At 40.0% G+C, this 24,694-nt stretch carries 18 protein-coding genes; 10 read left to right on the top strand and 8 right to left on the bottom strand.

The window, feature by feature from the left end; translation table 11 throughout:
• The first annotated feature begins 165 nt into the window (after window positions 1-165).
• The 3 genes from IPM34_04015 to IPM34_04005 all read left to right on the top strand — a co-directional run bounded on the left by IPM34_04015 (window position 166) and on the right by IPM34_04005 (window position 4,270).
• On the top strand, window positions 166-2,256 hold the full coding sequence (locus IPM34_04015; protein ID MBK8954707.1) for a gliding motility-associated C-terminal domain-containing protein: 2,091 nt from the start codon (window positions 166-168) through the stop codon (window positions 2,254-2,256).
• Window positions 2,253-2,813 carry an LPS export ABC transporter periplasmic protein LptC gene (gene lptC / locus IPM34_04010; protein MBK8954706.1) on the top strand — a complete coding sequence of 187 codons (561 nt, stop codon included), beginning with the start codon at window positions 2,253-2,255 and terminating at the stop codon, window positions 2,811-2,813. The genes IPM34_04015 and lptC overlap by 4 nt, the downstream gene beginning before the upstream one ends.
• 263 nt (window positions 2,814-3,076) lie before the next feature.
• Entirely contained in the window at window positions 3,077-4,270 is a 1,194-nt protein-coding gene (locus IPM34_04005; GenBank protein ID MBK8954705.1) for an HlyC/CorC family transporter, read from the top strand.
• Between the two features lie 341 nt (window positions 4,271-4,611).
• On the opposite strand, the gene IPM34_04000 is transcribed toward IPM34_04005, so the two are convergent.
• Window positions 4,612-5,037 carry an SET domain-containing protein-lysine N-methyltransferase gene (locus tag IPM34_04000; GenBank protein ID MBK8954704.1) on the bottom strand — a complete coding sequence of 142 codons (426 nt, stop codon included), beginning with the start codon at window positions 5,035-5,037 and terminating at the stop codon, window positions 4,612-4,614.
• Window positions 5,038-5,090: 53 nt separating this feature from the next.
• On the opposite strand from IPM34_04000, the gene IPM34_03995 reads away from it, so the two are divergent.
• From IPM34_03995 to IPM34_03980, 4 genes are all read left to right on the top strand, one after another.
• Window positions 5,091-6,023 carry a ribose-phosphate pyrophosphokinase gene (locus tag IPM34_03995; protein MBK8954703.1) on the top strand — a complete coding sequence of 311 codons (933 nt, stop codon included), beginning with the start codon at window positions 5,091-5,093 and terminating at the stop codon, window positions 6,021-6,023.
• Window positions 6,024-6,088: 65 nt separating this feature from the next.
• Window positions 6,089-6,685: a 50S ribosomal protein L25 gene (locus IPM34_03990; protein ID MBK8954702.1), complete on the top strand. Its 597-nt coding sequence runs from the start codon at window positions 6,089-6,091 to the stop codon at window positions 6,683-6,685.
• A gap of 69 nt (window positions 6,686-6,754) precedes the next feature.
• Complete coding sequence (locus IPM34_03985; GenBank protein MBK8954701.1) at window positions 6,755-7,534, top strand: hypothetical protein; 780 nt, start codon at window positions 6,755-6,757, stop codon at window positions 7,532-7,534.
• Between the two features lie 115 nt (window positions 7,535-7,649).
• Complete coding sequence (locus IPM34_03980; protein ID MBK8954700.1) at window positions 7,650-8,186, top strand: C40 family peptidase; 537 nt, start codon at window positions 7,650-7,652, stop codon at window positions 8,184-8,186.
• Between the two features lie 53 nt (window positions 8,187-8,239).
• On the opposite strand, the gene IPM34_03975 is transcribed toward IPM34_03980, so the two are convergent.
• Entirely contained in the window at window positions 8,240-9,253 is a 1,014-nt protein-coding gene (locus IPM34_03975; GenBank protein ID MBK8954699.1) for an isoaspartyl peptidase/L-asparaginase, read from the bottom strand.
• A gap of 103 nt (window positions 9,254-9,356) precedes the next feature.
• Window positions 9,357-9,728 (bottom strand): DUF1801 domain-containing protein, encoded by a 372-nt coding sequence (locus IPM34_03970; GenBank protein ID MBK8954698.1) that lies wholly within the window; start codon window positions 9,726-9,728, stop codon window positions 9,357-9,359.
• Window positions 9,729-9,836: 108 nt separating this feature from the next.
• On the opposite strand from IPM34_03970, the gene IPM34_03965 reads away from it, so the two are divergent.
• From IPM34_03965 to obgE, 3 genes are all read left to right on the top strand, one after another.
• On the top strand, window positions 9,837-15,371 hold the full coding sequence (locus tag IPM34_03965; GenBank protein ID MBK8954697.1) for a gliding motility-associated C-terminal domain-containing protein: 5,535 nt from the start codon (window positions 9,837-9,839) through the stop codon (window positions 15,369-15,371).
• Window positions 15,372-15,471: 100 nt separating this feature from the next.
• On the top strand, window positions 15,472-16,050 hold the full coding sequence (locus IPM34_03960; GenBank protein ID MBK8954696.1) for an adenylate kinase: 579 nt from the start codon (window positions 15,472-15,474) through the stop codon (window positions 16,048-16,050).
• A gap of 9 nt (window positions 16,051-16,059) precedes the next feature.
• Complete coding sequence (gene obgE, locus IPM34_03955) at window positions 16,060-17,058, top strand: GTPase ObgE (protein ID MBK8954695.1); 999 nt, start codon at window positions 16,060-16,062, stop codon at window positions 17,056-17,058.
• Window positions 17,059-17,304: 246 nt separating this feature from the next.
• On the opposite strand, the gene IPM34_03950 is transcribed toward obgE, so the two are convergent.
• The 5 genes from IPM34_03950 to IPM34_03930 form a co-directional block, all read right to left on the bottom strand.
• The gene (locus tag IPM34_03950) at window positions 17,305-18,684 is read right to left on the bottom strand and encodes a transposase (protein ID MBK8954694.1); all 1,380 of its coding nucleotides are present in this window, start codon (window positions 18,682-18,684) and stop codon (window positions 17,305-17,307) included.
• 386 nt (window positions 18,685-19,070) lie between these two features.
• Complete coding sequence (locus tag IPM34_03945) at window positions 19,071-19,637, bottom strand: CvpA family protein (GenBank protein ID MBK8954693.1); 567 nt, start codon at window positions 19,635-19,637, stop codon at window positions 19,071-19,073.
• Window positions 19,638-20,061: 424 nt separating this feature from the next.
• Window positions 20,062-21,420, bottom strand: coding sequence for a vanadium-dependent haloperoxidase (locus IPM34_03940; protein ID MBK8954692.1), 1,359 nt, complete (start codon window positions 21,418-21,420; stop codon window positions 20,062-20,064).
• Window positions 21,421-22,037: 617 nt separating this feature from the next.
• Entirely contained in the window at window positions 22,038-22,520 is a 483-nt protein-coding gene (locus IPM34_03935; protein ID MBK8954691.1) for a DUF1573 domain-containing protein, read from the bottom strand.
• A gap of 55 nt (window positions 22,521-22,575) precedes the next feature.
• Complete coding sequence (locus IPM34_03930; GenBank protein ID MBK8954690.1) at window positions 22,576-24,684, bottom strand: OmpA family protein; 2,109 nt, start codon at window positions 24,682-24,684, stop codon at window positions 22,576-22,578.
• Window positions 24,685-24,694: the final 10 nt, after the last annotated feature.

Here is a 24,694-nt window from a genome sequence, read left to right as displayed (position 1 = left end):
ATCAAGAAATTAGCTCCGCACCCTTTTAACTCTCAAGCCTGCCTTTATTTCCCAAATTATTCGTGTTTTTTGATAAATTTGGCCTTATTTTATAACATTTGATCACAATTTTAAGGTTTATAGTGTCTTTTTATATGGAAAATGCGTTATAAATCAAATCACTCTATGAACAAGTTTTTTCGAATCCTTTTTATTATAAATATTTCATTAACCAGTCTTTGGGCACAGCCTTCCAACGACAACTGCAATAATCCTGTGATCATCGGCGATGTTACCAAATTTTGCAGTAAAACGGGAGAATATACCAATGTCGCTTCTACCCCTTCTGGTTATGGCTCAGCAACCTGCTGGCCCGGCACGGGATCTGATGTATGGTTCCGTTTCAGAGCCTTTTTTACCGATGTAAGCATCACGATTATTGGAACAAATAAAGGAGGTAGCCCTGCAGGCACATTGACCAGACCCATGGTAGCTCTGTACAAAGGCATATGCGGAGGCACCATTTCTGAATTGGAATGTGGAGTTGATGGGCAAAGCAACGGAATTGTCAATATTTATCAGGGCGGCCTTGTAGTTGGAGCAGATTATTTTATCAGAGTAGATGGAGTTGGCAATGCAACCGGTACATTCCAATTATGTATCAATAATTTCAATCCTCCGGCAAAAGCTGAACAGGATTGTCCGGCATCAACTGTCCTGTGCGACAAATCACCATTTGTCGTTCAAAACCTTACTGGAAGTGGTCTTTTCGCAGATGAAGCTTTCGATAGTTGTTTAGGTGATAATAATGCAACGAATTCCGAATCGTCCTCTGTCTGGTATTCCTGGGTGGCAGCCAACGATGGTACGCTTACATTTACTTTAAATCCTTTAAATCCCTCAGATGACATCGATTTTGCATTGTATGAACTACCCAGTGGGATTCATAATTGTTCAGATAAGCAGGTTTTAAGATGCAATGCAACGGCTCCTCCTTGCGCCGGCCCGACGGGATTAAATTTTACTGATCAGGATATTACAGAAGACCTCAATTGCAATAGCGGTGAAAATGGATATTGCAAATTTATCGATATGCAGCAAGGCAAGGCCTACACTTTGGTTATCAACAACTTTACCAATACGGGTATTGGATTTTCCATTGATTGGGGAGGAACTGGTGAGTTTTTAGGCCCTGTCGCCAATTTTGGGATTGAACCTCCTACAGGCTTGAAATGCGAAACCGATTTCATGGTGATTGATTCTTCCAGCATTAATCAGGGGAGCATTTTGAGATGGACCTGGAACTTTGGAACGGACGCCATTCCGCTGACAGCAAACGGTAGAGGTCCTCATTTTGTAAGATACAACTCCGTTGGAGAAAAATACATTACCCTCACTATTGAAACGAGCACTGGATGTAAAGTTACAGACATCAGGAGATTGGTTGCGGAACCTTGTTGCGAGGACTTCCCTACTTTAAATATTCGCATAGATAGCATGCGGGATGTGCGTTGTTTTGGGGAGAACAACGGAATGATAGCGATCAGTGGCGAACAAGGTTCACCATTTAGTGAGGTCATCGGAGGAATTCCAACAACATTCTACAATTACAGTTTGAATGGACAGGAATTCAGTTCCACCAATCGATTTACAAATCTTTCTGCCGGAATCCACACCATTATCGTGCAAGACCGCAAAGGTTGTCTCGATACCATCGAAATTGAGATCAAAGAACCTCCACCAGTTGTGCCCAATGCAGGAAGTGAAATCGAAATTGAATTAGGTGATTATCTCGACTTGAATGCCTCAGTGATACCCGGTGGTTTTTATAATTATTTTTGGTATCGGGGAGACAGCATCGAATGCAACACTTGTCAGAATAGCCAGGCACTTCCTTTCAATACGGGATATTATGCCATACAGGCAACAAATGATAATGGATGTTTTGGTGTAGATAGTTTTCTGGTGCGGGTGAGAAAAAATTACGAGATCTATCCGCCTAATGTATTCAGTCCGAATGGCGATAACATCAATGATGTCTTTTTTACAGGCGGAAGTAAATCATTGGTTAACATCGATGAAATGTCCATATTCGACCGATGGGGTAATCTTGTTTTTCGTGGTACCAATTTGATTCCCCGCAACCCAAACAGCGGCTGGAATGGAAGGTCAGGTGATCAGAATTGTCTTCCGGGGGTTTATGTATATCAAATCAAAGGAAAGTTTTTAGATGGGTTTGTAAAAACGGTAAGTGGAGATTTGACCTTGCTTCGATGAAAATTTTTTCAAATTTTTACGTTTTAATTCTTGCTTCATTTTTATGGATCTCTTGTCATGAAGCCAAAAAAGAATTATCGGATCTCGAAGCAGAACAATTAAACAACAAGGAGTCATTTGAATCCGTAAACATCCGGTACAGTGACTCAGCAGAAATCCAAATTCGGATTGAAGCTCCCGAAATGATCCGGTATATTGAATCCGGAAAATTAAAGGAAGAATTTCCAAAAGGTTTCTTTGCCTATTTTTACCAAAACGGAAACATCATCAGCAACACATTATCTTCCAAATATGCTATTCGGGTGCAAGCAGAAGGTAAAACCTACATGAAAGACAGTGTGGTATTTACCAGTGCAGGAGGTGAGCTTTTAAAAACCGCCGAACTGATCTGGAATGAAACCAATGGCAGGTTGTTTACCGATAAATTTGTCCGGATCATCCGAAAAGATGAAATTCTTCAAGGGTACGGATTTGAAACCGACCAGAATTTCAGGGAAGGTACCATCAAGTCTATTGATGCAATTATCCCTTCAGAAAAACTATTCAAGGAAGATTAGATTTTACAATATTGGCATTTTTAGTGTGTGCCTTGTTTTCAACAAACCCACTTAACTATAAAATAGGCACATCTAAAAATCCATGATACTTCGTTGTGCAAATTTTTTAAACTCCTCTCCCGCCTTGCGGGATACGCAGTAAACTCTGAGTTTAAAAAATACATACGCCCCGTCTGAGAGGTTTTTTAGAAGTCCCCTAATTAATTTCCCTTACCTTTACCTAAATGCTTGCATTAACCATATTCCTTATAAGCTGTTTACTCTTGATTTTTTCAGGTGCAGAAATTGCATTTATATCAGCAAACAAATTTGCCCTGGATGTTTTTAAGAACAAAGGTTATCGCAGCGCTAAAATTTTGTCTGCGATTTACGAACGGCCCAATCAATTTCTGGCTTCCATGCTGGTTGGAAAAATCCTGACGATGGTTGCTCTGATTTATCTGATCCAGAATGTCATTACGCTGGTAATCGAACCCCTTCAATTGAATATCGTGTATCGATATGCAATCATGATCGGAATTATTGCTCCCTTCATTTTGTTTATTGGAGAGTTCTTTCCGAAATTGATTTTTAAATCTTACGCGAATTTATTTTTGCAAAGTTTTGCTTATCCCATATTTATTTTTTCAAAAATATTATACGTTCCTTCAAAAATATTATCCTTTGTTTCGAAATGGATCATTCGTAGGTTTTTTAAACAAACAAATGTTAGTACCTCTCCATCTTACTCCCACGATGATTTGGAAAATTATCTGGAGGGTCCCATTTCCATCTCAGAAGAAGAAGTGGATACCGATATTCTTAAAAATGCTTTAAACCTTAAACAAATAAGGGTTAAAGAGTGTATGATCCCAAGAAATGAGATGATTTATGTGGATGTTGCTGATCCGGTTGAAAAGGCCATCAGGACTTTTTCCGAATCCAATTTATCGAGGGTTATTGTAGTAGATGGACATATTGATGAAGTGTTGGGCTACATCCACCACCAACAAATGTTTAAAGAACCTACACAAATTAAATCCATCATTCTGAATATTCCTTTTATTCCAGAAACGATGAATGTTTATGATTTGATGTTGAAGATGAATAAAAAGCATCATTCCATTGCTTGTGTGGTCGATGAGTTTGGAGGAACGGCCGGCATCATCACGCTTGAAGATATACTTGAAGAAATATTTGGGGAAATTGAAGACGAACACGATCAGGAAGAATTTATTGACGAGGTCATTGGCGACCATGAATTTTTATTTTCTGGCAGATTGGAGCTTTCTTATATCGAAGAGCATTACGGAATCAGGCTGCCTAAAGGTGCTTACCACACACTATCCGGATACCTGGTTACTTCACTTGAAAATATACCAGAACAAGGAGCTTCCTTTGAAATGGATGGTTATAAATTCATCGTTGAACTGGTCAGCGATACCAGAATTGAAACAATCAGGGTGGTGAGGATGTAAAGTGCGACTTTTCGACTTTTAGGCTTTTAGGCTTTTAGGCTTTTAGGCTTTTAGGCTTTTAGGCTTTTAGGCTTTTAGGCTTTTAGGCTTTTAGGCTTTTAGGAAAAGCAGGTGCTAAAACTAAAAGTTCCTATAAATTAAACTTTTTTTGAAATTTCAGTTGAACATTCATCTTTGATCTTTAAGCTTTAAGCTTTGAGCTTTAAGCTTCATACTTTAAGCCTTAACATTACTCTCTATTCTCTTTGCTCCTTACTCTATAATCCTTGCTCCTTACTCTTTGCTCCTTACTCTATAATCCTTGCTCCTTCCTCTTTGCTCCTTATTCCATCAACCTTTCCCTACCTCGAATCTCCCACTTTCATTCTTTTAATTCTTTTACCGGATTTATCAAACCACAGTGTATCCTTGCATTTTGGGTCGCCGTGGTAATTGAAAGTAATTTCTTTTCCGGCCGGGATATCTTTGATCGCCCGGACATCTATGCTTTCGTTTTCGGGATCGAAAATGTATTCTGCATTCGGTTGGTAGGAGTGATTGTACAAGGATCCATAACCCAGTGCAATAGCAGCCTGTTCGTCGCGATCGCCCCAAACGAAATAGTAATCATGTAACTCTGTTTCATGAATCATATCGACTTCATTTTCAGGGATTACGATTATAGGACAAATTTCGATGAGAGCACCCTTTGGAATATCGGTGGCGCAGAAAACCGCCCTACCCTTTTTAGCTATTTTCATAATATATAATCCTTCCAATCTCTGCATGTTGTTTTCTGTTGACCGTAAAATTATTAGCTTTGTGCCAGTTTATGATGCTCATGCAGGATGTAAAATTATTTTCCGGGACTGCTTCCCGGGCGCTTGCTGAAGATATAGCAGATCATTACGGCGATTCATTGGGTAAATTAAACCTATCCAGATTCAGCGATGGAGAAATGCAACCCGTAATCAACGAATCCATACGGGGTAGTTATGTTTTTCTAATACAATCGACCTACGCACCTTCGGAAAATCTGTTTGAATTGTTGCTTTTGATAGATGCAGCTAAAAGAGCATCAGCGGGTTATATTACTGCGGTGATTCCTTATTTTGGATATGCCAGACAGGATCGCAAGGATAAACCCAGGGTACCCATTTCGGCTAAATTGGTCGCCAACCTGTTGCAGGCTGCAGGGGCCAACCGGATCATGACCATGGACCTCCATGCCGATCAGATCCAGGGATTTTTTGACATTCCGCTGGATCACCTCAAAAGCGAGGCCATCTTTATGCCCTACCTGGACAATTACATGAAGGAAAATACGGTTTTTGCCTGCGCAGATGTAGGTGGAGTAAAACGGGCCAGAACCTATTCGAAACACTTTGGAAAGGACCTGGTCATTTGCGATAAATACCGTAAAAAAGCGAACGAAGTGGAAGGTATAACGGTGATCGGAGATGTCAAAGACCGGGAAATCATTCTGGTTGATGACATTGTTGACACCGCCGGTACGCTTTGTAAAGCCAGTGAAGCACTGATCGACAAAGGCGCATTGGACGTAAAGGCAATTTGCACACACCCGGTACTGTCGGGAAAGGCCTTCGAAAACATCGAAAACAGCAGGATATCTGAAATGATTGTTACCGATTCCATCCCTTTGAAAAGGCTTAGTTCCAAGATCAAAGTCATCAAGTCAGCCAAATTATTTGCAAAAGCGATCCGGAATACCCACGAACATCGATCCATTGAGGCACTTTTTGTAGATAAATAGCCACAAAATCTTTTCTTTTTATATCTTTGCGCTCCCTAAAAGGGATCTGAAAAATTTAGACGTTTATGGAAACTGTAGTTATCAATGCCAGCCCACGTACTGAAAACGGGAAAGAAGCATCAAAGCGTTACCGCAGAGAAGGCGTCGTGCCTTGCGTACTTTATTCAAAAGAAGGGAATTTGCAATTCAATGCACAACCCGCTGAGTTGAAATCTTTGCTATATACCCCAAAATTTAAAGTCGCTGAAATAAATTTGAACGGACAAACACACCGTTGCATTTTGAAAGAAATTCAAACACACCCTTTAACCGACCAGGTTACACATTTGGATTTCCTCAAACTGATCAAAGGAACACCGGTAAAAGTTGAAGTTCCTGTAACTTTACAAGGCACTGCCGTTGGTGTAAAATCAGGTGGAAAATTGGTTCAAAGGATCAGAACCGTTCATATCAAAGCGGCTTCAGAAAATATCGTTCCCGAGGTATATCTGGATGTAACCAAACTCGATTTAGGCCAAACCATGCGGGTAAAGGACATTCAATCCGTCGAAGGCGTTGAAATAGTCAATCCTGCCAGTACTCCGGTCGTTGGAGTTGAGATTCCAAGAGCCCTAAAGAGTAGCGCCGCTGAAGAAGCTAAAGTTGAAGCTGCAAAGAAATAGTAATCCCATTTTCATAAAACGAAGCCGGCCTCAAGCCGGCTTTTGTATTTTGTGGAAAACTTAAATCCAATGCACAACTTACGCTTAAGTCTTTGCCAGATTCCGTTGATATGGGAAGACCCACAGGCCAACAGAGATGCTATTGATAAATTGCTTCGCGCAAACTTTCACACGCAAACGGACTTATTGGTTTTTCCCGAAATGTTTACAACCGGGTTTTCAATGGCATCGGAAAAGCTGGCGGAAACGATGGATGGCAACACAATTCTTTGGATGAAGAATTTGTCCGACCATTATCGCTGCATGGTTGCAGGTAGTTTGATCATTGAGGAATATGGGAATTATTATAACCGATTGATCGTGTTAGATAATGATAATCAACATATTAAACATTACGATAAAAAGCATTTATTCACGCTGGCCGAAGAACATAAACACTTCAGCGCAGGAAATTCCAAACTCATACTCGAAATTCAATCGTGGAAAATAGGATTCTTTATTTGTTACGACTTGCGATTTCCGGTTTGGTGCAGGAATACTCATGACCTTGACCTTATGGTCTTTGTAGCCAATTTTCCCGAAAAAAGGGAGCGGGCCTGGAATCAATTGCTATGCGCCAGAGCCATTGAAAACCAGTGCTATGTAGCTGGAATAAATCGCATTGGGAAAGACGGGAAAGATATTTCCTATCAAGGGGATTCGGCGGTTTATGATTTTGAAGGACATCGGATTCTTCACATGGGCCAAAATGAAGGGATTTCAACTATCGAATTAGACCTCCACAGTTTAAATGTTTTTCGGAGAGCATATCCGTTTTTGAACGACAGGGATGAATTTGAATTCATATAGAATCCCGTAAAATTTTGCAGCATTTCTCAGAATCCAGCCAGGGGAAGAGATAAAGTCGTTAAATATATATTAAATATTATTATAATATGTAAGAATTTATTATTTTGCGACTTATATGAAAATAGTCCGGAATAGTCAATTGCTGTATGGGCTCATTCTCTTATGGGGCTTACTTCTTTTTTCGTGCTCCGCACCTAAAATCGTAGTGGCCGACCGGAAATTGGCAGGAACAGATGCATGGAAATTGAGAGAAATGGTATTGTCCAAAGGAATGGAAATGATTGGGACTCCGTATAAACGTGCCGGAAAAAATACCGGCGGGTTTGATTGCAGTGGTCTGATCCAGTATTTGTTTATTGGTTGCAACATCGCAATAGGGCCCAGTTCGAAAGATCAAATGCATTCCGGAAAAGAAATAAAACTCGAAGAAGCTCAACCCGGTGATCTCATTTTTTTTGGTATTCATAACCAGGTCAATCATGTCGCAATGATTACGGGTACCCGGAACAAAGCGGTATACATCTTACACAGTACGTCATCAAAAGGAGTCATACAGGAAAACTTATTCGATTCGGATTATTGGCTTCGGAGAATCATGCGCATCAATAGCTTTGTTTCCTATTTACCAGATTCGTCTCTGGCAGAAAAATAATTCGACGATCCAGAACTTTCTGGCATTTAAATGAAGCCTATAATTCCCCAGGCTTATTTTCCATAAATTTCTATTTTCCGTTGTCCTTTGGCAGAACTGGCTCTATACATGCCTGACGAATTAAACGGCATGACGACATTTCCCTTCCGGTCAATTGCGATGAACCCACCTTCTGCACCTGCTCTTTTCAGCTCTTTGAAGACGATCTGGTCAGCTGCGTCTGATAATTTTTGTTTGCCATAAAGCATCCTCGCATGCAGGTCAAAACTCACGACATTTCTTATAAAATGTTCTCCATGCCCGGTGCATGAAACCGCACAGGTCCTGTTGTCAGCAAAGGTACCGGCGCCTATTACCGGACTGTCGCCCAGCCTGCCTTTACGTTTATTGGTCATCCCTCCGGTAGAGGTTCCGGCGGCCAGATTTCCCTGCCGATCAAGTGCCACGCAACCCACGGTCCCTAACGAACGTTCGTTAGCAACCGGTGAAGGATCTGTAGACGAGTGTCCGCCTTTTTTCTGAGCCCTTAGATGTTGATTCCATCGCTCCTCTGTATAAAACCAGCTTTCGTCGGCGGTATCCAATCCAACTTCTACTCCAAAAGTTTTGGCACCCTCGCCTACTAAAAATACATGCGGTGAATTTTCCATAATGGCCCGGGCTAATCGTATAGGGTTTTTTATTCCCTCTACACTGCCAGCAGCGCCAGCTTGCCTTCCCGAACCATCCATGAGGCTGGCATCCAATTCGACCCGACCCTCCCGGTTGAATACAGCCCCTTTTCCGGCATTGAAGTACGGACAATCTTCCATGTAAATGATCACCTGTTCAACTGCATCCATTGAACTTCCACCACTTTCCAAAATTCTTTCCCCAATTCCTAATGCTTTATCTAAATGAAAACGGTATGTAGAATCCTTTTCAGCTGTCATTTGTTTGCGCGTTATGGTTCCGGCGCCACCATGCAATGCAAGAGCCCAGACTTTTCCGGATTGTGCTTGCATAGTGGATAAAATTGTCAGGCAGATGAGTCCGCAATACACCCGCTTCAAAACGAAAATATTCATCATTTTTAAAATTTTAAAATTCTGCAACAGCAGTAAAATATAGTTTACTGGAAATTTTTTTCATGATACAAGTCTTCCCAATTTACATTCAAATTTAAGTCATTCAGGAATTCCCATTTAATTGAACCCTATGCTTAACAATCCTTTTTATCAATGCTTTGGGTAATTTTTGTCCAATCAGAAATTGAATGGCCCCTTTGGATGTTTTATATGCTTCCAGATCTTTTTTAAAAAATTCAATCGCTTCCGGAGTCGGATATAAACCGATGTGTTTATTCAAGGCTGCATAATGTACCAGAGTTCCCTTCCATTTGGCGGTTGGAATATTGTAACTGATGGTGAATTCTGCTTCTGTAGCAGCTTCCAGGATCAGGTTTTTCATTTCATCCAAGATAGTTCTGATTTCTTCAGGGAAGGCCTGATGGTATTCTTCCACACTGGTATATTTTGCAGCTCCGGAAGGTTTATTCGTCATTTGCCTATTCTATTTAAATCTAAAATTACAAAAAAGTCATTCGCGGTTTCAGATTTAACATCATGCAGTTTAAATTTTCCTATCTTTGAAAGGAACATAATTCATGAAGTGATCCGAAATACAGTCAGCTTATTTTTATGTTTCGTTCATCTTTTTTTGTATGGACAAACTTTCCTGTTTAAACACAGTTTGGAAGATAGTGCTTTTGTTTGCGGAAAGAGTCGTGTAAAAATTGAATTGGAAAATGTTTCCTCCGGATTCATTTCTAACCTTCAATTTCAAATCTTTTTACCAGGAGGGACTTCCTATGTGCCGGGTTCGATAGTCAATGCCAGTGAACTCAATCTGAATATTCCCCATGAACCTGTGTTTTCATTGAATAATTTTCAGTCAGCAGAAAAGAGGATAATCTTACTGGATTTTGAAATGGGTTGCGATTTATTCGATCAGGTCAATAGTGGAATTTTATTCCGAAATAAAATTGTACTCCAACATTCTGCCGGTATTGATTCATTTCGGTCTGATCCCCCCTACCGGATCGAAACCGGTTTTCTGTTGATTACAAATGTAAGAGATACTGTAGTAGAAGCCGGTACTTCATTAAAAAGGATAATTCGAATTATCAACTCGAGACTTGGACCCATCCGGCAATTTATTTTTTCAGATCTTCATGACCCCATCAAGTTAACGTCCACTTCAGGAAGCATTTTGCTGGAAAATGATCAAAATCTTCAACTTCTGTTTTCGGCAGCCGATTTTACTAAAATTGGCGACCGGGATAGTTTATTTGAAAGAGACGAGTTTATTGAAATTGAAGAACTCATCACTGACAGCAGTTGTCTGGCCAGAACCCATAATTCAGATTTTGAAGTAAACTGGGGTTGTAAGCAAGCTATCTGCCAATCTGATATAGAAAATGCTGAAATAAATTTCACCCAACCTTCCGGGAATGCCCGTATGGTATTTTCCATTGATGAGCAGGTACCCGAATGTTCATGTGATCCTGAAGGTGTTGTTTTCAAGATGAATATCCTCAACATTGGAAACCGGAAAGCAGACAGTTTGACTATTGAACTCATGACTGAAAACCCGTCTTCGGTCAATGATTTATTTGGTTTCTTGATTGACAGTTTCCGTATTGAAGGAAATGCTTCGATACGGTTCATACAGGTGTTAGATCCATACGATGGAGGAAGTTGTAATTTATTACCAAAAGCAGAAAGAATATTACTGCAGATTAGCGGCCTCCATCCCGGACAGGAAATCAACCTCCTTGGAAGGATAATTATCAATCCCATTTTCAACGGTAATCGATTTTCGGTCTATTACAATTATCGCTATACAAGCAATTGTAATAACCGGGTGACTGCAAACAGCACTCCCATAGAAAAACTGATTAATCTCGATCATTCGAAGAAACCAAGCCATGCTATAAGAACTACGCTTCCCAATAATTTACTGACAGGTTCATTTGATCTTATTGACAGTGTTGTTTTGCCCCAAAAGTTGAATACAGAAACTTTAAAGTTGAGAATTCTCATTCCCTGCGGATTTACACTCAGGGATTCCACATTCTTTTTTGCCGGAAAAACTCCGTTTTCCAGCATGATCAGCCGGACAAACAGAATGATCATTGACTTGAGTTATGCTCCTCCTTTTGAAGCCAGGTCCTATATTCTTCGGATCCCCCTCACTGTTGACTGCGATGCTCCATGCCTGAGCTCCTTTGATTTACAGAGTTTCAGATATCATACCACTTGTGTTGAAAACAAATCAGATACTGCTGTTCTAAGTGGCTTGATTTGCAGCGATCTCTCCTTGGTTTGCTACGACAAAGACGGATGCAGCTGTGGTCCCAATTTGCTGGCACTTTTTGGATTTGATTTAGATTGCGTTAAACCCTCAGAAAACTCAGACACCATACCGGGTTATATTTCATTCAATTCAGGTATCTATCGCCACAATATTTATCTCGAGGATAAAAATGGAAATCGAATCTACGATGGCACGGGTCAGGCTAAACGGTCGGATGTCATCCAAACAAATTTTATCACCAATGACACACTGGTCAATTTTTATAATGCAGATATCATTTCTGATTTTACAGGATTCCTTTTTGATTCTGTTTCATTTTTACTGCAAACCGAATTAATATTACAACCTTTAAACACGATACTTCGGTACTACAATGCAAGTCTCGATAAATGGTTTGAACTCACTTCTGATACCCTGATAAAAAAATACAACAGCTCTAATTCCTCACCAGGGTGTGGAGATGTGAGAGCGGTTATCGAAAAATACGGTTCCGGTTATGTGTTTCCATTAACTTTTGAGTTTATCAAGTCTCAGTTTAATTTAGTCAACATCCCTGGCTTCGGAGAAAGAGATCAATTTATCATTCAATCATTTTATGTAAACCCAGGAAATGTAAACGACAGAATTTACACAACAAATTGTACGAATTATGCTTTCCTATTTAGTCGTCAGAATGCATACACAAAAGTGTACTCCTGCCACAAAGAAACACATACCATAAAATTGGCCACGCTTGGTTTACAAGCTTTCCTCCCTCCCAGAGAAATGATGCTTTGCAATAATCGTCTTCAAATGGAACCCTTGGTAATTCAGGGAAACCGAAAACTTGACGATTTCTTTAATTTCGAATTCAGGCCTTTGACCCGGATTGATAGCATCAAATATTTACTTCCCGATGGAATTGAGCTCGATACACTTTGGATTTATACTTCCTACCAGTTTGAATCCAGTTCTTACCGGGTGCGTAGGGATCATTTCGTGCCTGTGAAATCCGGTAACGTTTACTCCATCCGCGTTGATCAGCTCAAAGAATTTTTGTGGGATGAATCACATATACTGGAATGTATTCCGCACTTTAAAATGAACAATTGTACTAAACTGGTCTCAGAAAATATTCCCATCATTTTTCAATATTATATTTCTGCAATAGACAGCAATGTGTTTTGGATCTATCCGGACTTGACTAACCTCGTACATACTTATCAGATTTCAAGTGGAACCAATTACACGATCAATAACCCTGGTAAGAAAATACAATTTATACAAAAAGAATTGTACATATCCTCCAGGGAATTATTTTGGGATCTGTTGTATCCCGTCGAGCATGAATCCGGATACCTCAAAATAGAATTGGAATCTGCAAATGGAACTGCCGATCAGTTCAACCTAAGTGCCATTCCACCCATAACGGTGGTTAAATTAAATCCGCAATGTTTCTTAATTGGACCATTTTTATCCGATACCACCTATTTGTTTAACCTGTCGGGAATCGAAAAATCATGTGATAAAGACACTTTGATCATTCATAGCAGCTGGTCATGCGATTCCCTCGGTCTTGCAAGATTAATAGATACTTGCCTGCGCACCAGACTTGAAATTCCCGTGATCCCGGCGAATCCTGAACTGGAATTGGACATCGTAGACCAGCAAAAACCAGTTTTTCTTTGCGACACTGTACCTGAAATCGTGTTGGAATTTTTCAATGCTGGCAAAGGTGCCGCATATGATACAAAATTATTTGTTGATATACCGGATGGTATCCGTTTATTGCCAAATACCTTGATGATCTCATACCCCGCAGGTTCTGCTTTTGTTCCCTTGTCCATGCCCGATCACCTTGGTGGAAACACATACTTCTGGAAATTGGATGCTGTGCTCCCTCAAATCGCACAAAGCGGGCTGCCCGGAATTCAGTATCAGCCGGAAAATTCGATCCTCATTAAATTCAAATCATGGGTGGATTGTAATTTCATTCCGGGTCGATACTTTATTTTCACTGCTACGGGATTAAGCCCATGTGAAAATGCAACCAATACTTTACGTAAGGCTGGACGGAACATCGAAATTTCAGGTATTCACGACAAACCTGCCTCGCGCCTGAAATTAAATATTCTTCCTCCTGCCGCCTGCGAAGACAGCCTTACAACTGTTAGAGTATCCATTTGGCCCCAGCAAATCAGTGGATCCCAGGACAGTTGCCTGATCGTATTTCCAGATCCCTTGCAGTATGTTGCCAACAGTTTTAAACCTTTGAGCAACATGCTATTCCAAATCCCATTGCTCACAAAAGCAGGAAACTCCTCCGAAATACGTCTGAAAATCCCTGAAAATGTCCCCAAAGATTCAGCAGTCATCTTTGCATTCGATCTGGCTTCCTGGAATGAACTTCCCTGTGGAAAATATCCTATAACACTTGAAAGTTTCACGCGCTCTGAAGCATACTGTAAAGAATCACAAGTAAATTGTGCGATCCGGACTGCTGCATCTTCTGCTTCAGATACATTGGACAGGCAACTAACAAATGTTCGTTTGGATCAATGGACTTTAAGCTGGACTTTGCAAAATGGATTGGAATCGGAAGTAAAAATTCAGGCAGACCATCTTTTGCTTTTTCGAGAGGACAGCCTGTGTTTTGGTATTTATGCAGACCGGGGCATACCTCAAAAAGCGGATCCTCCGGATACCCTGATAGGCATTTTAAAATTAAAGATACCAACAGGAAAGGATTCCCTGGATTTCTTATGGCAACATCAGTTCAAATTTCCACCAGGAAAGTATTGCCGGTTTATAATGTTGCCGCTAAATAATTCTTGTATTTGCCAAACGGATACTTTGTTCTCAAGCCTACCCGAACAAATGGAATTTGTAATACGAGATAGCTTGTGTTTCGGCGATTCCCTATTTTTAACTGGAAATCTCGACTCTATCGGAAATTTCATTTGGCTTAGAAGCCCCGATACTTGTACCACATGTTTCCATCAATGGTTTCGCCACAATGGCCAGACCAGCGGTAAAGATTCCTTTTTACTTGAATTGAGGACAGAAGATTCCTGCATTCAGAAACTCAAATTTGACATTGATATTTTTAATCCTGTTCAATCCCAAAAGCAGCAACAAGAATATTGCCCGAATGAAGAAATCGAATTGAACGCCGGCAAACATAAAATATATTCCTGGCAGGGAAAAGATATCGACGATCCAAAAGCCTATATACAACGTATTAAACTATCGGAAAGCCGTCTATACCTGTTGCACTTTGAGGATAGTTTGGGCTGCGTGGGAACAGATACTTTTGATTTAATTATCGATTCCGACTCAAGCCGGTACAGGATCAGTGCGGACACCACTATCAAACAAGGAGATGCAGCTCAACTGTATACAGATCCCGGATATACATACGAATGGTTTCCACCTGATGATCTGTCGTGCAGCGATTGTCCTACTCCTATAGCCAAACCCAATCAGAGTACACGATATTACCTGATCATCACCGATTCGATGGGATGTAAACATCAGCTATCCGTATTGGTAAGAGTATTGATCACCGATTGTGAGCAAACGGTATTGGGTATTCCAAATGCATTCTCTCCAAATGGCGATCAAATCAATGATTACTTCAGTGTGCGTAGTGAGAATCTCGAAAACTTTCATTTGCGCATTGCGAACCGTTGGGGAGAAATCGTATTTGAAAGTTCAGATCAGCATGTGGCCTGGGATGGAAGTTATCTTGGAAAATTGTTGAATCCCGATGTATATGCCTATTATCTTCGTTTTGACTGCCAGGGACGCACTTTTTATAAAAAAGGAAATGTGAGTTTACTGAAATAAATCCACAGAATGTAAATGTATTTCAAATATCGGTGGTATCCCCTGCCATTGACAAGGACATAAGCCCTATCCCATTATCTTTGCGGCTTAAATTGTAAATATGATTCATATCATTTTATTTGGTCCACCGGGGAGTGGGAAGGGCACCCAGGCCGAAAAACTCATCGGTACATTTGGCTTGTCTCATATCTCAACAGGTGATCTTTTCAGAAATGAAACTTCACTAAAAACAGAATTGGGCTTGAAAGCATTGGAATATATGGGTAAAGGTCAGCTCGTCCCAGATGAAATCACCATCGCCATGTTGAAAAAGAAGGTTGCGTCGATGCCCGATGTAAAGGGCTTTATTTACGATGGGTTTCCAAGAACGAAAGCACAAGCTTTGGCTTTGGATGAGATGTTATGTGAAAATGGCGAAGAAATCAGCTTATTGCTGGCATTGGACGTTCCGGAAAACGAAGTGGTATCCCGTTTATTGAATCGCGGATTAACCTCTGGCCGATCCGACGATAGCAATGAAGAAATTATCAGAAAACGTTTCCAGGTTTATTTATCGGAAACGGCTGTCGTATATCAACATTACGCGGAATCGGGAAAATCGCTAACAGTGCCCGGAGTTGGCAGTATTGAGGAAATTTCTGAAAGACTCTGTGCACAAATCAGTCCTTTATTCGCATAGTCCAACGCAATGGCCGATCAAAATTTCGTAGATTATGTGAAAATTCTTTTCCGTTCCGGTAAAGGAGGTGCCGGCTTTGTTCATTTTTTCAGAAGCAAACACAACCCGAAAGGAGGGCCTGATGGAGGGAATGGGGCGCGTGGAGGCCACGTTATTCTGCGAGGCAATGCTCAACTTTGGACCTTGTTGCATTTGAAATACAGGAAACATATCTATGCGCAACCCGGAGAAAACGGGGGTGAAAACAACAGAACCGGTGCAGAAGGTCAAGACGAAATTATTGAAGTTCCACTGGGTACGGTTGCTATTCACTCCGAAACAAGAGAAAAAATTCTGGAAATCACAGAACATGGTGAAGAGAAGATTTTACTTCCCGGAGGCCGTGGCGGAATGGGTAATACCTTTTTCAAATCTCCAACCCATCAGGCTCCTGATTATGCCCAACCAGGAGAAGAAGGACAAGAGGCCTGGATCATCCTGGAACTCAAAATTCTTGCAGATGTTGGTCTGGTTGGATTTCCCAATGCAGGTAAATCAACTTTGCTTTCCGTGCTTTCTGCGGCGAAGCCTAAGATTGCTGATTATGCTTTTACGACCCTCGTACCTAACCTGGGAATTGTTTCTTATCGCGATGACAAATCATTTGTTATGGCTGATATCCCCGGCATCATTGAAGATGCACATCTGGGAAAAGGTTTGGGATTGAGATTTATTCGCCACATTGAAAGAAACAGCGTATTGTTATTTTTAATCCCATGCGACAGTCAGAATATCTTAGGCGATTACGAGGTTCTCAAACATGAACTCGAACAATACAACCCCGAACTCCTCGATAAACCGAGAATGCTGGCCATTACCAAAATGGATATTGTCGAATCTGAATGGAAGGAACTCATTGAAAAAGATTTGCCACGTGATCTTCCGGTTGTATTCATCAGTTCCGTCCAGCATAAAGGCCTGGAAGAGCTCAAGGACAAGTTATGGCAATTGTTGAATTCAACTGATTGAATCCGGTCGATCTGACTAATTGAATTACTCATAATAATTCTCGTGAAACCTGGTATTGGATGGCAGGACGTACTAACAAGGGAATTTCGGTAAATTCATAGCTTAATCAATCCATTTTTGGAAAACAGAATAATATTCTGAAATATTTTTTATTAAATGTTGACAAGTAGGTCAAAGTTGTTGAAAAGCTGAATTTTTCAGACAGCTCCGCCTGGGTTATGTTTATAACTTTAGATTAAATATGGATTACGCAGGCTTTTTTGTTTGCCTTGATCTAAGTATTCTTTTTCCTATGTCTACTGCATTAGCGGTATGGATGCCGAAGAAAATGCAAAGAATTTCATTAGCTTCAGTTCTGGCTTTTATTTTTGATAACCCATAGTGATCTTTCTCAGTTCCGAATGAACCTTCTAATCTGGTTGCTCTTTCTTTAGAAAGTAAGGATTGCATTTGACTGCGCTGGGGTTCTAGTGGCCCTGGTCTGCCTTTAGGTGTAAAATTTGTTTTAATATTCTGGCTTGTACAATAAGATCTGTTTTTATTGGTGGCATAGATTTGATCCGCCGCTATGTGAGTGCACTTCCCTGTGAGTTTTCTTACTAAAAATATACTTTGTTCTAATCGAGTGCCTTCATTAAAGGCATCGAAGCTTAGGTATTCTATAAAATTGATACCATCAATCTGAACACAGTTCACCTTAGCTCCAAATTCTACGATCTTGGTTTCCTTTCCCCGAACAATTGGGCGAAGATAATTTTTAGCAATACTTACTATCCTGTCCTTAATAGGCAATCCAGTTTCAAAGCGTTCCTGCTGCTGACTCAGGATAGTCTGAATCGTTTGAATCCTCTTGGCATAGGCAGCAGGTAAAACAAGATCACGTGTGGATGCTATTTGGTAAACTTGTTCTATTTGACTCAATAACTTATTGAGTAGATAAAGTAATGCGCGCTTTCTAATTTGAGCTTGCTGATACGTCTTCTTTCGTTTCTTCTGATAGGATAGGTACTTATCTTGCTGTTCCTTGAATTTTGACCGTGGTATTCGCTGTTTAGACTGCTTGCAAATTCTCTTCATTTGACCATATGTCCATTCGCAGCACTCCCATAATAGTTTTACGTCGGTTGGATATCGAAGTTGCGATTCATAACATGTTGCATCAACCAAACCTATATGTACATCCTTTAAATGGGGTTTCCAGTGTTTCATAAGTTCAATCTGAATTTCATCCAACGACAATGCCTGTGCCAGTTCACACCGGATTTGACTGATTATTTTTTTATCCTTGATTTGATCTTCAGGTCTCAGATAAATTCCACAGAAAAACTGTATAACATAATCCGTATTCAGGCGATCTATGATCTTGGAATCTGAATACCCCAGGTATTGCTTTAAAAACATCAGCGCAATCTTGCCTTGTATACTAAAAAATGATTTTCTACCCCTTTGGTTCTTCCTGCGCAGATTCTTTCTAAAAATTTGGCACAGATTATCCCAAGGAATTGCCTGATGGATCAGTCCTAATTCACTTCTTAAAAAGGACTGATAATATGTGTCAAACCTTTGATCGGCACTCTCGAAATTAATTTTCAGAATATTATTCTGAATGCTTATTAATTTAGCCACATTATTTTATTTAAACTTACCCTGAATTTACGCAAAAAGTGCTGAATTCAGGGTTTTTTATGGCCTTTATTTTTTCACATTCCGTTAATTTCTAAGTACTTAGATTTTTACCGAAACGCCCTAACAAATGTTAGTAAAATTTGCAATTTTAAAACCGGGTACTCCGTAGTTTATTAAAGAACACGATCCAAGTTGGCTCTTGAAAACGGGATAAGTACAAAACGTCAAAATGGAAATAAAGAATATTATATACCCCGAGTTTTTCAAAGCAAGGGCTTACATTTGAATCCATTCATTCCTGATGAGATCACGCATCATGTGGCTTTCTTTAAAAGATAATTTCCCAATGGTTTCAAAGAAACGGAGTTTCAGTTCCAGGATCACCATCAGAGCTGGTTATCATGGGTATCATCGCTTTTACTTGCAGGGAGTTCGACACTATCCAGAACGTGATTGGTCTTTTCCCAAAATTCGGAAAAAAGCGGTTTGGTTTTAGACCAGACCCATTTTGTCTTTTCCGGCAAAGACTCCAACAAGGAATAACTTTGCGACTCTTCTTTTGTCGAAGAATCTATAAATCTTATTTGATTGAGGAACCAGATCATGGAGCTGTAAAGCGTAAGCACGATCACAGCGCTCATTACGCCTCCAATGAATTTGTTTATAAAATTGATTTGTGCGGTTTCTAAAAACTTCTCAAAGCCCCTTCCAATGAGCCGTATCGTAAAAACTACAATTAAAAAAGTAAACAGAAAACCCAGAACAAGAGCAAGCCTTGGGTCTATGCTTGAAATGTTTTCCAATAGAGCGATGAGGATAAATGAGAATTTCAAAGTAACAAGTGTTGCGATCAGGATACTCATAATTCCAAAAAAAGACTTGACTATGCCCTTGGAATAGCCCAGGTAAAAACTGAGTCCGAGAAAAATTGCCAAAAGGATATCGATGAGCATGGTAGCTTGATTTTACCTGCGAATTTATGCTGAATTTGTGAAATTATTATGTAAAATATTAATTTATAGACTCTTTTATGTTAAATATATTTTTAATATATAGAAATTTGAAAGAGGTCTGGGAAAGAAACAAATGTTGATGATATCCAGGCAAAAAGCACACTTCTACTGCTAAGCATCGAAACCATTCATAACCTTCCCGGTTTATGAACAGTCTCTTTCCAGATGAATGGATGGATGGGTTTGCCCCTTCATTCGCACTTAAAGATTTTCTATTCAAGGAGAATCCATCATGAGAGCTTACGTGGGCCAGTAAAGTAAAATTTTACTGTAACTTATTGAAAATTAAATATTTATAGGGAAAATAAAAAAAGGGGTCTCTGAAACAAAGACCCCTGAAAATTACCCTGTTTAATCAAATCGTTTAGATTTTTATCTTATTGATATTTTTTCCAATAACTGCTCCTTGTTCTTGGCCCGCTTCGAGACTAAATCTGTAATGAATACCTCCATAAAGACAGGAAGAAGCAATTTCATCTGCCATTTGTTGGAAGGATTTGAAGGAGCGGGGTGTTCCATCAATATCTTTCCGGTTTTCATGCGTGCGATCGGTAAAGGCATAATTGAAACCAAAGATTTCACTAAGAACTTCAGCGCTGGCCATACCTAATGCAGAAGAGCTTGAGGAGTATTCCGGAGTTGCCTGAGGGTCCACCAAAGGAAGAAAATCGCGGTCGATGTTTTCTTTGATGTAGGTTTCCGGTCTCAGAATGTTGTATTTGTATTTTACTTTCCATGCAGCTACAGTAGCATCGTGAAGAGAGAGCCCCAATTTAGCGAAAGCCTTTGCAGTAAAAGCGAGATCTCTGGATTCCTGACTTAGAATATCGCTGAGTATAGACATCATGTGTCCAGCAGTAGTCAATGATTGGTTCTGGTCATCGTTCCAGAATTTGACCATGGTTTCAGAATTAACATCCAGATTGCGCACACGATTCCGCACGTCCAATGCATTTGCATAAAACTGTGAACCCGGGTCTGTGCTAAAATTTGGTGGTGTTGGCATTTCCATAGCGGAGGCATGTTGCATAAAGCAGCGTACATCGCCCCAATAAGGCAACAATGGCCTTTTGATGTGGTTGGAAGTTGGCGCCCACAATCCTTGTCCCTGCGGAACACTGTATTCAATTGGGTAGTTGTTCAAATACGCCTGGTCCTGGCCATCAGTTACAGAATAATTGTAAATCGCTTTTCCCATCATGGCCCCATACATCAGCGATTTTTCGATAATGTCTTGCTGGACTCCGGTTGAATAGACGTTTTTTTGTTCGTTGTAAAAAGCTTCAATCCGTTCGCGGGTAGCAGGACTCACATTTCTGTAAAACTTGCCAAACAAATAATGCATACTTTCATTGACCACCAAATGCCAACTCACTTCCCCACCTTCATGAATGGCCGGAAGGCTTTGGGAAGATAGTCCATTGAGTTTGCCTTGAAAGCTGGGATAGCCATCAATGCCCTGTGCAACGGATTCATACAATCCTAAACCAAGATAACCAAAAGCTCTTGCTGCAATCGGAGGGGTATACCCCGGTATCTCCGGAGTGATGCTTACGGCAAGACGCATCCAATCAATAGCAATGCTGCCATTTTCTACTGTGGATTTGTTCACATCATCGCTAAATGTCGCTCTTTCCTCTTTAGTACAGGCAGTGAGTAAAAAAATTACCAATGCCATCAAGCTGTTTACCTGGGATGCTTTGAAATGTACTAATTGCCTCATGATCGTTAATTTTAAAATAGTTTTCAAAAAGATCTCGTATAGCTGGCTTAGTCGAAAAGTTCTAACCAGATATAGTGATTGAGGCATTAGACCGGAACCGATCTAAAGTAACAAAGGGAAGAATACGCCACTAAGTTAAGCCGGGCTTATTCAGTTTTCCAAATTTTACACGATATATTTTAAAAAATCAGGGTTTACCCTGAGTGTTTACGAAGCAAAAAATTTCTGATATTTGGAATAATTAAATTATAAAGTCTTAATTTTCAATTGTTTATGATGTATCGTAGCTTATATACATCATTTTTTCTAATCTAACTACCAAAAAACTGGAATGGGTAGCCTATGGTATCCAAAATATTTAATCAGTTGCTTAGAAAAGGGCTAAAACGATTAATTGTTAATGGGTAATGGGAAATGGATAATGGCCTAAAAGCCTACATGCCTCCAGGCCTACAAGCCTACATCCCGATAAAATTGTATAATATTTTAGTAAAGAAATAATTCTCTATATTTTATCGGGACTACAGGCCTAAAAGCCTACATGCCTACAGGCCTACAGGCCTACAGGCCCCCACGCCTCCATGCAATCCGGAAATAAAATTTCGCATCATCAGAACCTAGGGTTCTACATAAATATAGAATTTAGTATAAGTTACTTCGGGGATTGTATTGGCCAATATTTCAACATCGACAATCTGAGGTCCGAGTTTATCTTTGCTATCGTATCTCACTTTGATAACTCCGGAACTCCCCGGCTTCAAAGGCAATTGAGGCCATTCGAGTTGTGTGCATTCGCAGGCAGAAATCAGCTGAATATCTAAGTCCGAATCACCCTGATTTGTAAAATTCAATTCACGGTAAACGATTCCTCCTTTTTTAATGGTTCCAAAATGATAACTGCTGGAATCAAACTGGATTTTTGCAGCAAAGGGTGCCTGAACCTGTGGAGCTCCCTCGATTAAAGCTGATTCATTTCCATTGGATTGATCGCTGATGGCTTGTTTTCCGGCAGTACAGGATACGAACAATAAAAATCCAACAACACGGAAGGTCCAAATTTTGAATACCGGCATAGCAACAGAGCCTGAATACATCGTCATTGGTTTAATTTTCTTAAATCCTCTCTGTAAAAATAAATGAATCTAAAGAAGTACTTTATTTTCCTTTGGATTTCTTATTCATGACTTCTTTCCTTACTTCAATAGTTGTAGGGCCAGAAAGAATTTTAAACTCTGTACGTCTGTTAAACCGATGCTCTTCTTCGGTACAATCTTCTCCATTATTGCAATGATTAAGAATTTTATCTTCCCCATAACCTTTGGCTACGATGCGTTGTGCACTGACTTTTTTACCCATCAGCCATTTTTTTGCAGAATTGGCTCTGCGCTGCGAAAGTTTCTCATTGTAGTCGTCATTACCTCTTGAATCGGTATGAGAACTGAGTTCAATGACCATGTCCGGATATTTGTCCATCAACTCCTTTAAATATCCTAGATCTTTTTCAGCATCGGGTAATATTTTATCGTCGTCAAAATCGTAATAAATTTTATTTAACCGGATTGGTTCATTAATGGTCACAATTTCAACATCTGATTCCGGAGGCAATACACGCAATACCACTTCTTTTTTAATGCTTTGATCTTTTTCTATACCTACCGTATTCAATTCAAATTCTGCAGGAAAATATCCCTCTTTACTGACTACCACCTTATAATTTTTGTCCTTATCGAGTAAATGAGAAATTTCATTGCCTTGTGAATTGGATTTGCTTTGAATTTCTCCATCCTTTCCAGTCTTCATTTCGATGAGCTGGGCGGTGGCCCCTTTGATTCCTTTTTTCTTTTCATCCAATACAATGGTTGTCAAATCGATGACCAGTTTTCTTTTTTCGATAAAATAGATATCATCACAGCAGGTTTTGCTTTTCAAAGATTTGGAATCCGGATGTGCCCTGTTGGAAACAATAACAGCTCTTTCTCCGGAAGGAGATAATTTATAAAACAAATCATCAACACTCGAATTTACCGGTATGCCCATATTTTCCGGTTTGGTCCAGTCTGAACCGGTCCAACGGGTTTGAAAAACATCAAAACCACCAATACCCGGCCAGCCATTGGAGCTGAAGTACATCATTCCTTCAACCATGTATGGACTCCATTCGTCAGCTCCTGTATTGAGTCCGGCAATATTCACCGGCGCATTGTATTCTGCTTCTCCGATTTTTGTAGCATAATAAAGATCAAAACCGCCTTTTCCGCCAGGTATATTGGCTGAAAACAACAATACCCGATTTCCATATAGTTCTCCTTCAACAGGATGTCTGGCGAGATAATCTCCATTGACGCCTTTAACTTCTATAGCAGGACTCCAGCCTGTAGCTGTTTTTGTCGAAGCATAGATCTTACTTTCTTCCATAAAACCTCCTTCGGAAATTGCCCTTGTGAAAAACATGGTTTGCCCGTCTTTTGAAAAACTGACATTGGCACTGTGGTATCCGTTTCTGTTGATCAGTTCTGGTAAGATTTCAGCTTTTTGCCATCCTTTGCCTTCAGCAAAAGAAGCCTGGTAAATTTTCATATAAGCTGCCGGATCATCTTCTGATTTCGTTTCATCTTCTTTGAGTGCTTCTCCATCTTTATCCGTTTTTCTTTTGTCGTCTTTTTTCTGGTTGCCTTTTTTGGATTTCTTTTCGTCTTTCGCATCGAGAGATCCAAAATACAAGAGTCCCTCCTTATCGATTGCAGGTCCGCTTTGCGATTCAGGAGTATTGATATTTTTTCCGGCATTCTTAACTTCGATGCCTACGTTCTCTTTTAAATTAGCACGGAGTTCAATCCCTTCGAGTTCTGTCTGCGCCTGTTTTTTCAATAATTCATCACTACCGTTTTCTATATATTTTTTAAATTCTTCGGCTGCTTCTGTATAAGCTTCGTTCATCTTTAAAGAAATTCCATAATCAAACCGGTATTCATTATACTTATTGGCTCGATCCCGGGATAACACTCGGCCAAACCACACAGAAGCTTTATTGTAATCTCTCAACAACAGATGAGCTTTGGCTATTTTTACGGCAATATCCCTTTCCTTTATTTCCTTGTAAGCTTTTTCGTACTGTTCGAGTGCCCTGTAGTACTGCCCTTTTTCAATCTGTTCATCACCCGATCTTACCAATGCGTCAGGTGTATTTCCCGTTGCAGGTTGCGCCTGCAGAATAAAGACAGTAGACAAAATCAACAGTGCTGAAAAAAATAATTTACACTTCATAAAACACATT

It is taken from the genome of Saprospiraceae bacterium (assembly GCA_016716185.1).
Classification (GTDB): domain Bacteria; phylum Bacteroidota; class Bacteroidia; order Chitinophagales; family Saprospiraceae; genus Vicinibacter.
Note: the sequence above shows the minus strand (reverse complement) of the source record. Positions and strands in the feature narration are given on the sequence as shown.

Coding starts and splice junctions, on each gene's coding strand:
- IPM34_03970 (MBK8954698.1), bottom strand. CDS start 9,728: ATGACGAATAAACCTTCCGGAGCTGCAAAATATACCAGTGTGGAAGAA.
- IPM34_04015 (MBK8954707.1), top strand. CDS start 166: ATGAACAAGTTTTTTCGAATCCTTTTTATTATAAATATTTCATTAACC.
- IPM34_03990 (MBK8954702.1), top strand. CDS start 6,089: ATGGAAACTGTAGTTATCAATGCCAGCCCACGTACTGAAAACGGGAAA.
- IPM34_03975 (MBK8954699.1), bottom strand. CDS start 9,253: ATGAATATTTTCGTTTTGAAGCGGGTGTATTGCGGACTCATCTGCCTG.
- IPM34_03940 (MBK8954692.1), bottom strand. CDS start 21,420: ATGAGGCAATTAGTACATTTCAAAGCATCCCAGGTAAACAGCTTGATG.
- obgE (MBK8954695.1), top strand. CDS start 16,060: ATGGCCGATCAAAATTTCGTAGATTATGTGAAAATTCTTTTCCGTTCC.
- lptC (MBK8954706.1), top strand. CDS start 2,253: ATGAAAATTTTTTCAAATTTTTACGTTTTAATTCTTGCTTCATTTTTA.
- IPM34_03930 (MBK8954690.1), bottom strand. CDS start 24,684: ATGAAGTGTAAATTATTTTTTTCAGCACTGTTGATTTTGTCTACTGTC.
- IPM34_03960 (MBK8954696.1), top strand. CDS start 15,472: ATGATTCATATCATTTTATTTGGTCCACCGGGGAGTGGGAAGGGCACC.
- IPM34_03945 (MBK8954693.1), bottom strand. CDS start 19,637: ATGCTCATCGATATCCTTTTGGCAATTTTTCTCGGACTCAGTTTTTAC.
- IPM34_03935 (MBK8954691.1), bottom strand. CDS start 22,520: ATGACGATGTATTCAGGCTCTGTTGCTATGCCGGTATTCAAAATTTGG.
- IPM34_04000 (MBK8954704.1), bottom strand. CDS start 5,037: ATGCAGAGATTGGAAGGATTATATATTATGAAAATAGCTAAAAAGGGT.
- IPM34_03985 (MBK8954701.1), top strand. CDS start 6,755: ATGCACAACTTACGCTTAAGTCTTTGCCAGATTCCGTTGATATGGGAA.
- IPM34_03995 (MBK8954703.1), top strand. CDS start 5,091: ATGCAGGATGTAAAATTATTTTCCGGGACTGCTTCCCGGGCGCTTGCT.
- IPM34_03980 (MBK8954700.1), top strand. CDS start 7,650: ATGAAAATAGTCCGGAATAGTCAATTGCTGTATGGGCTCATTCTCTTA.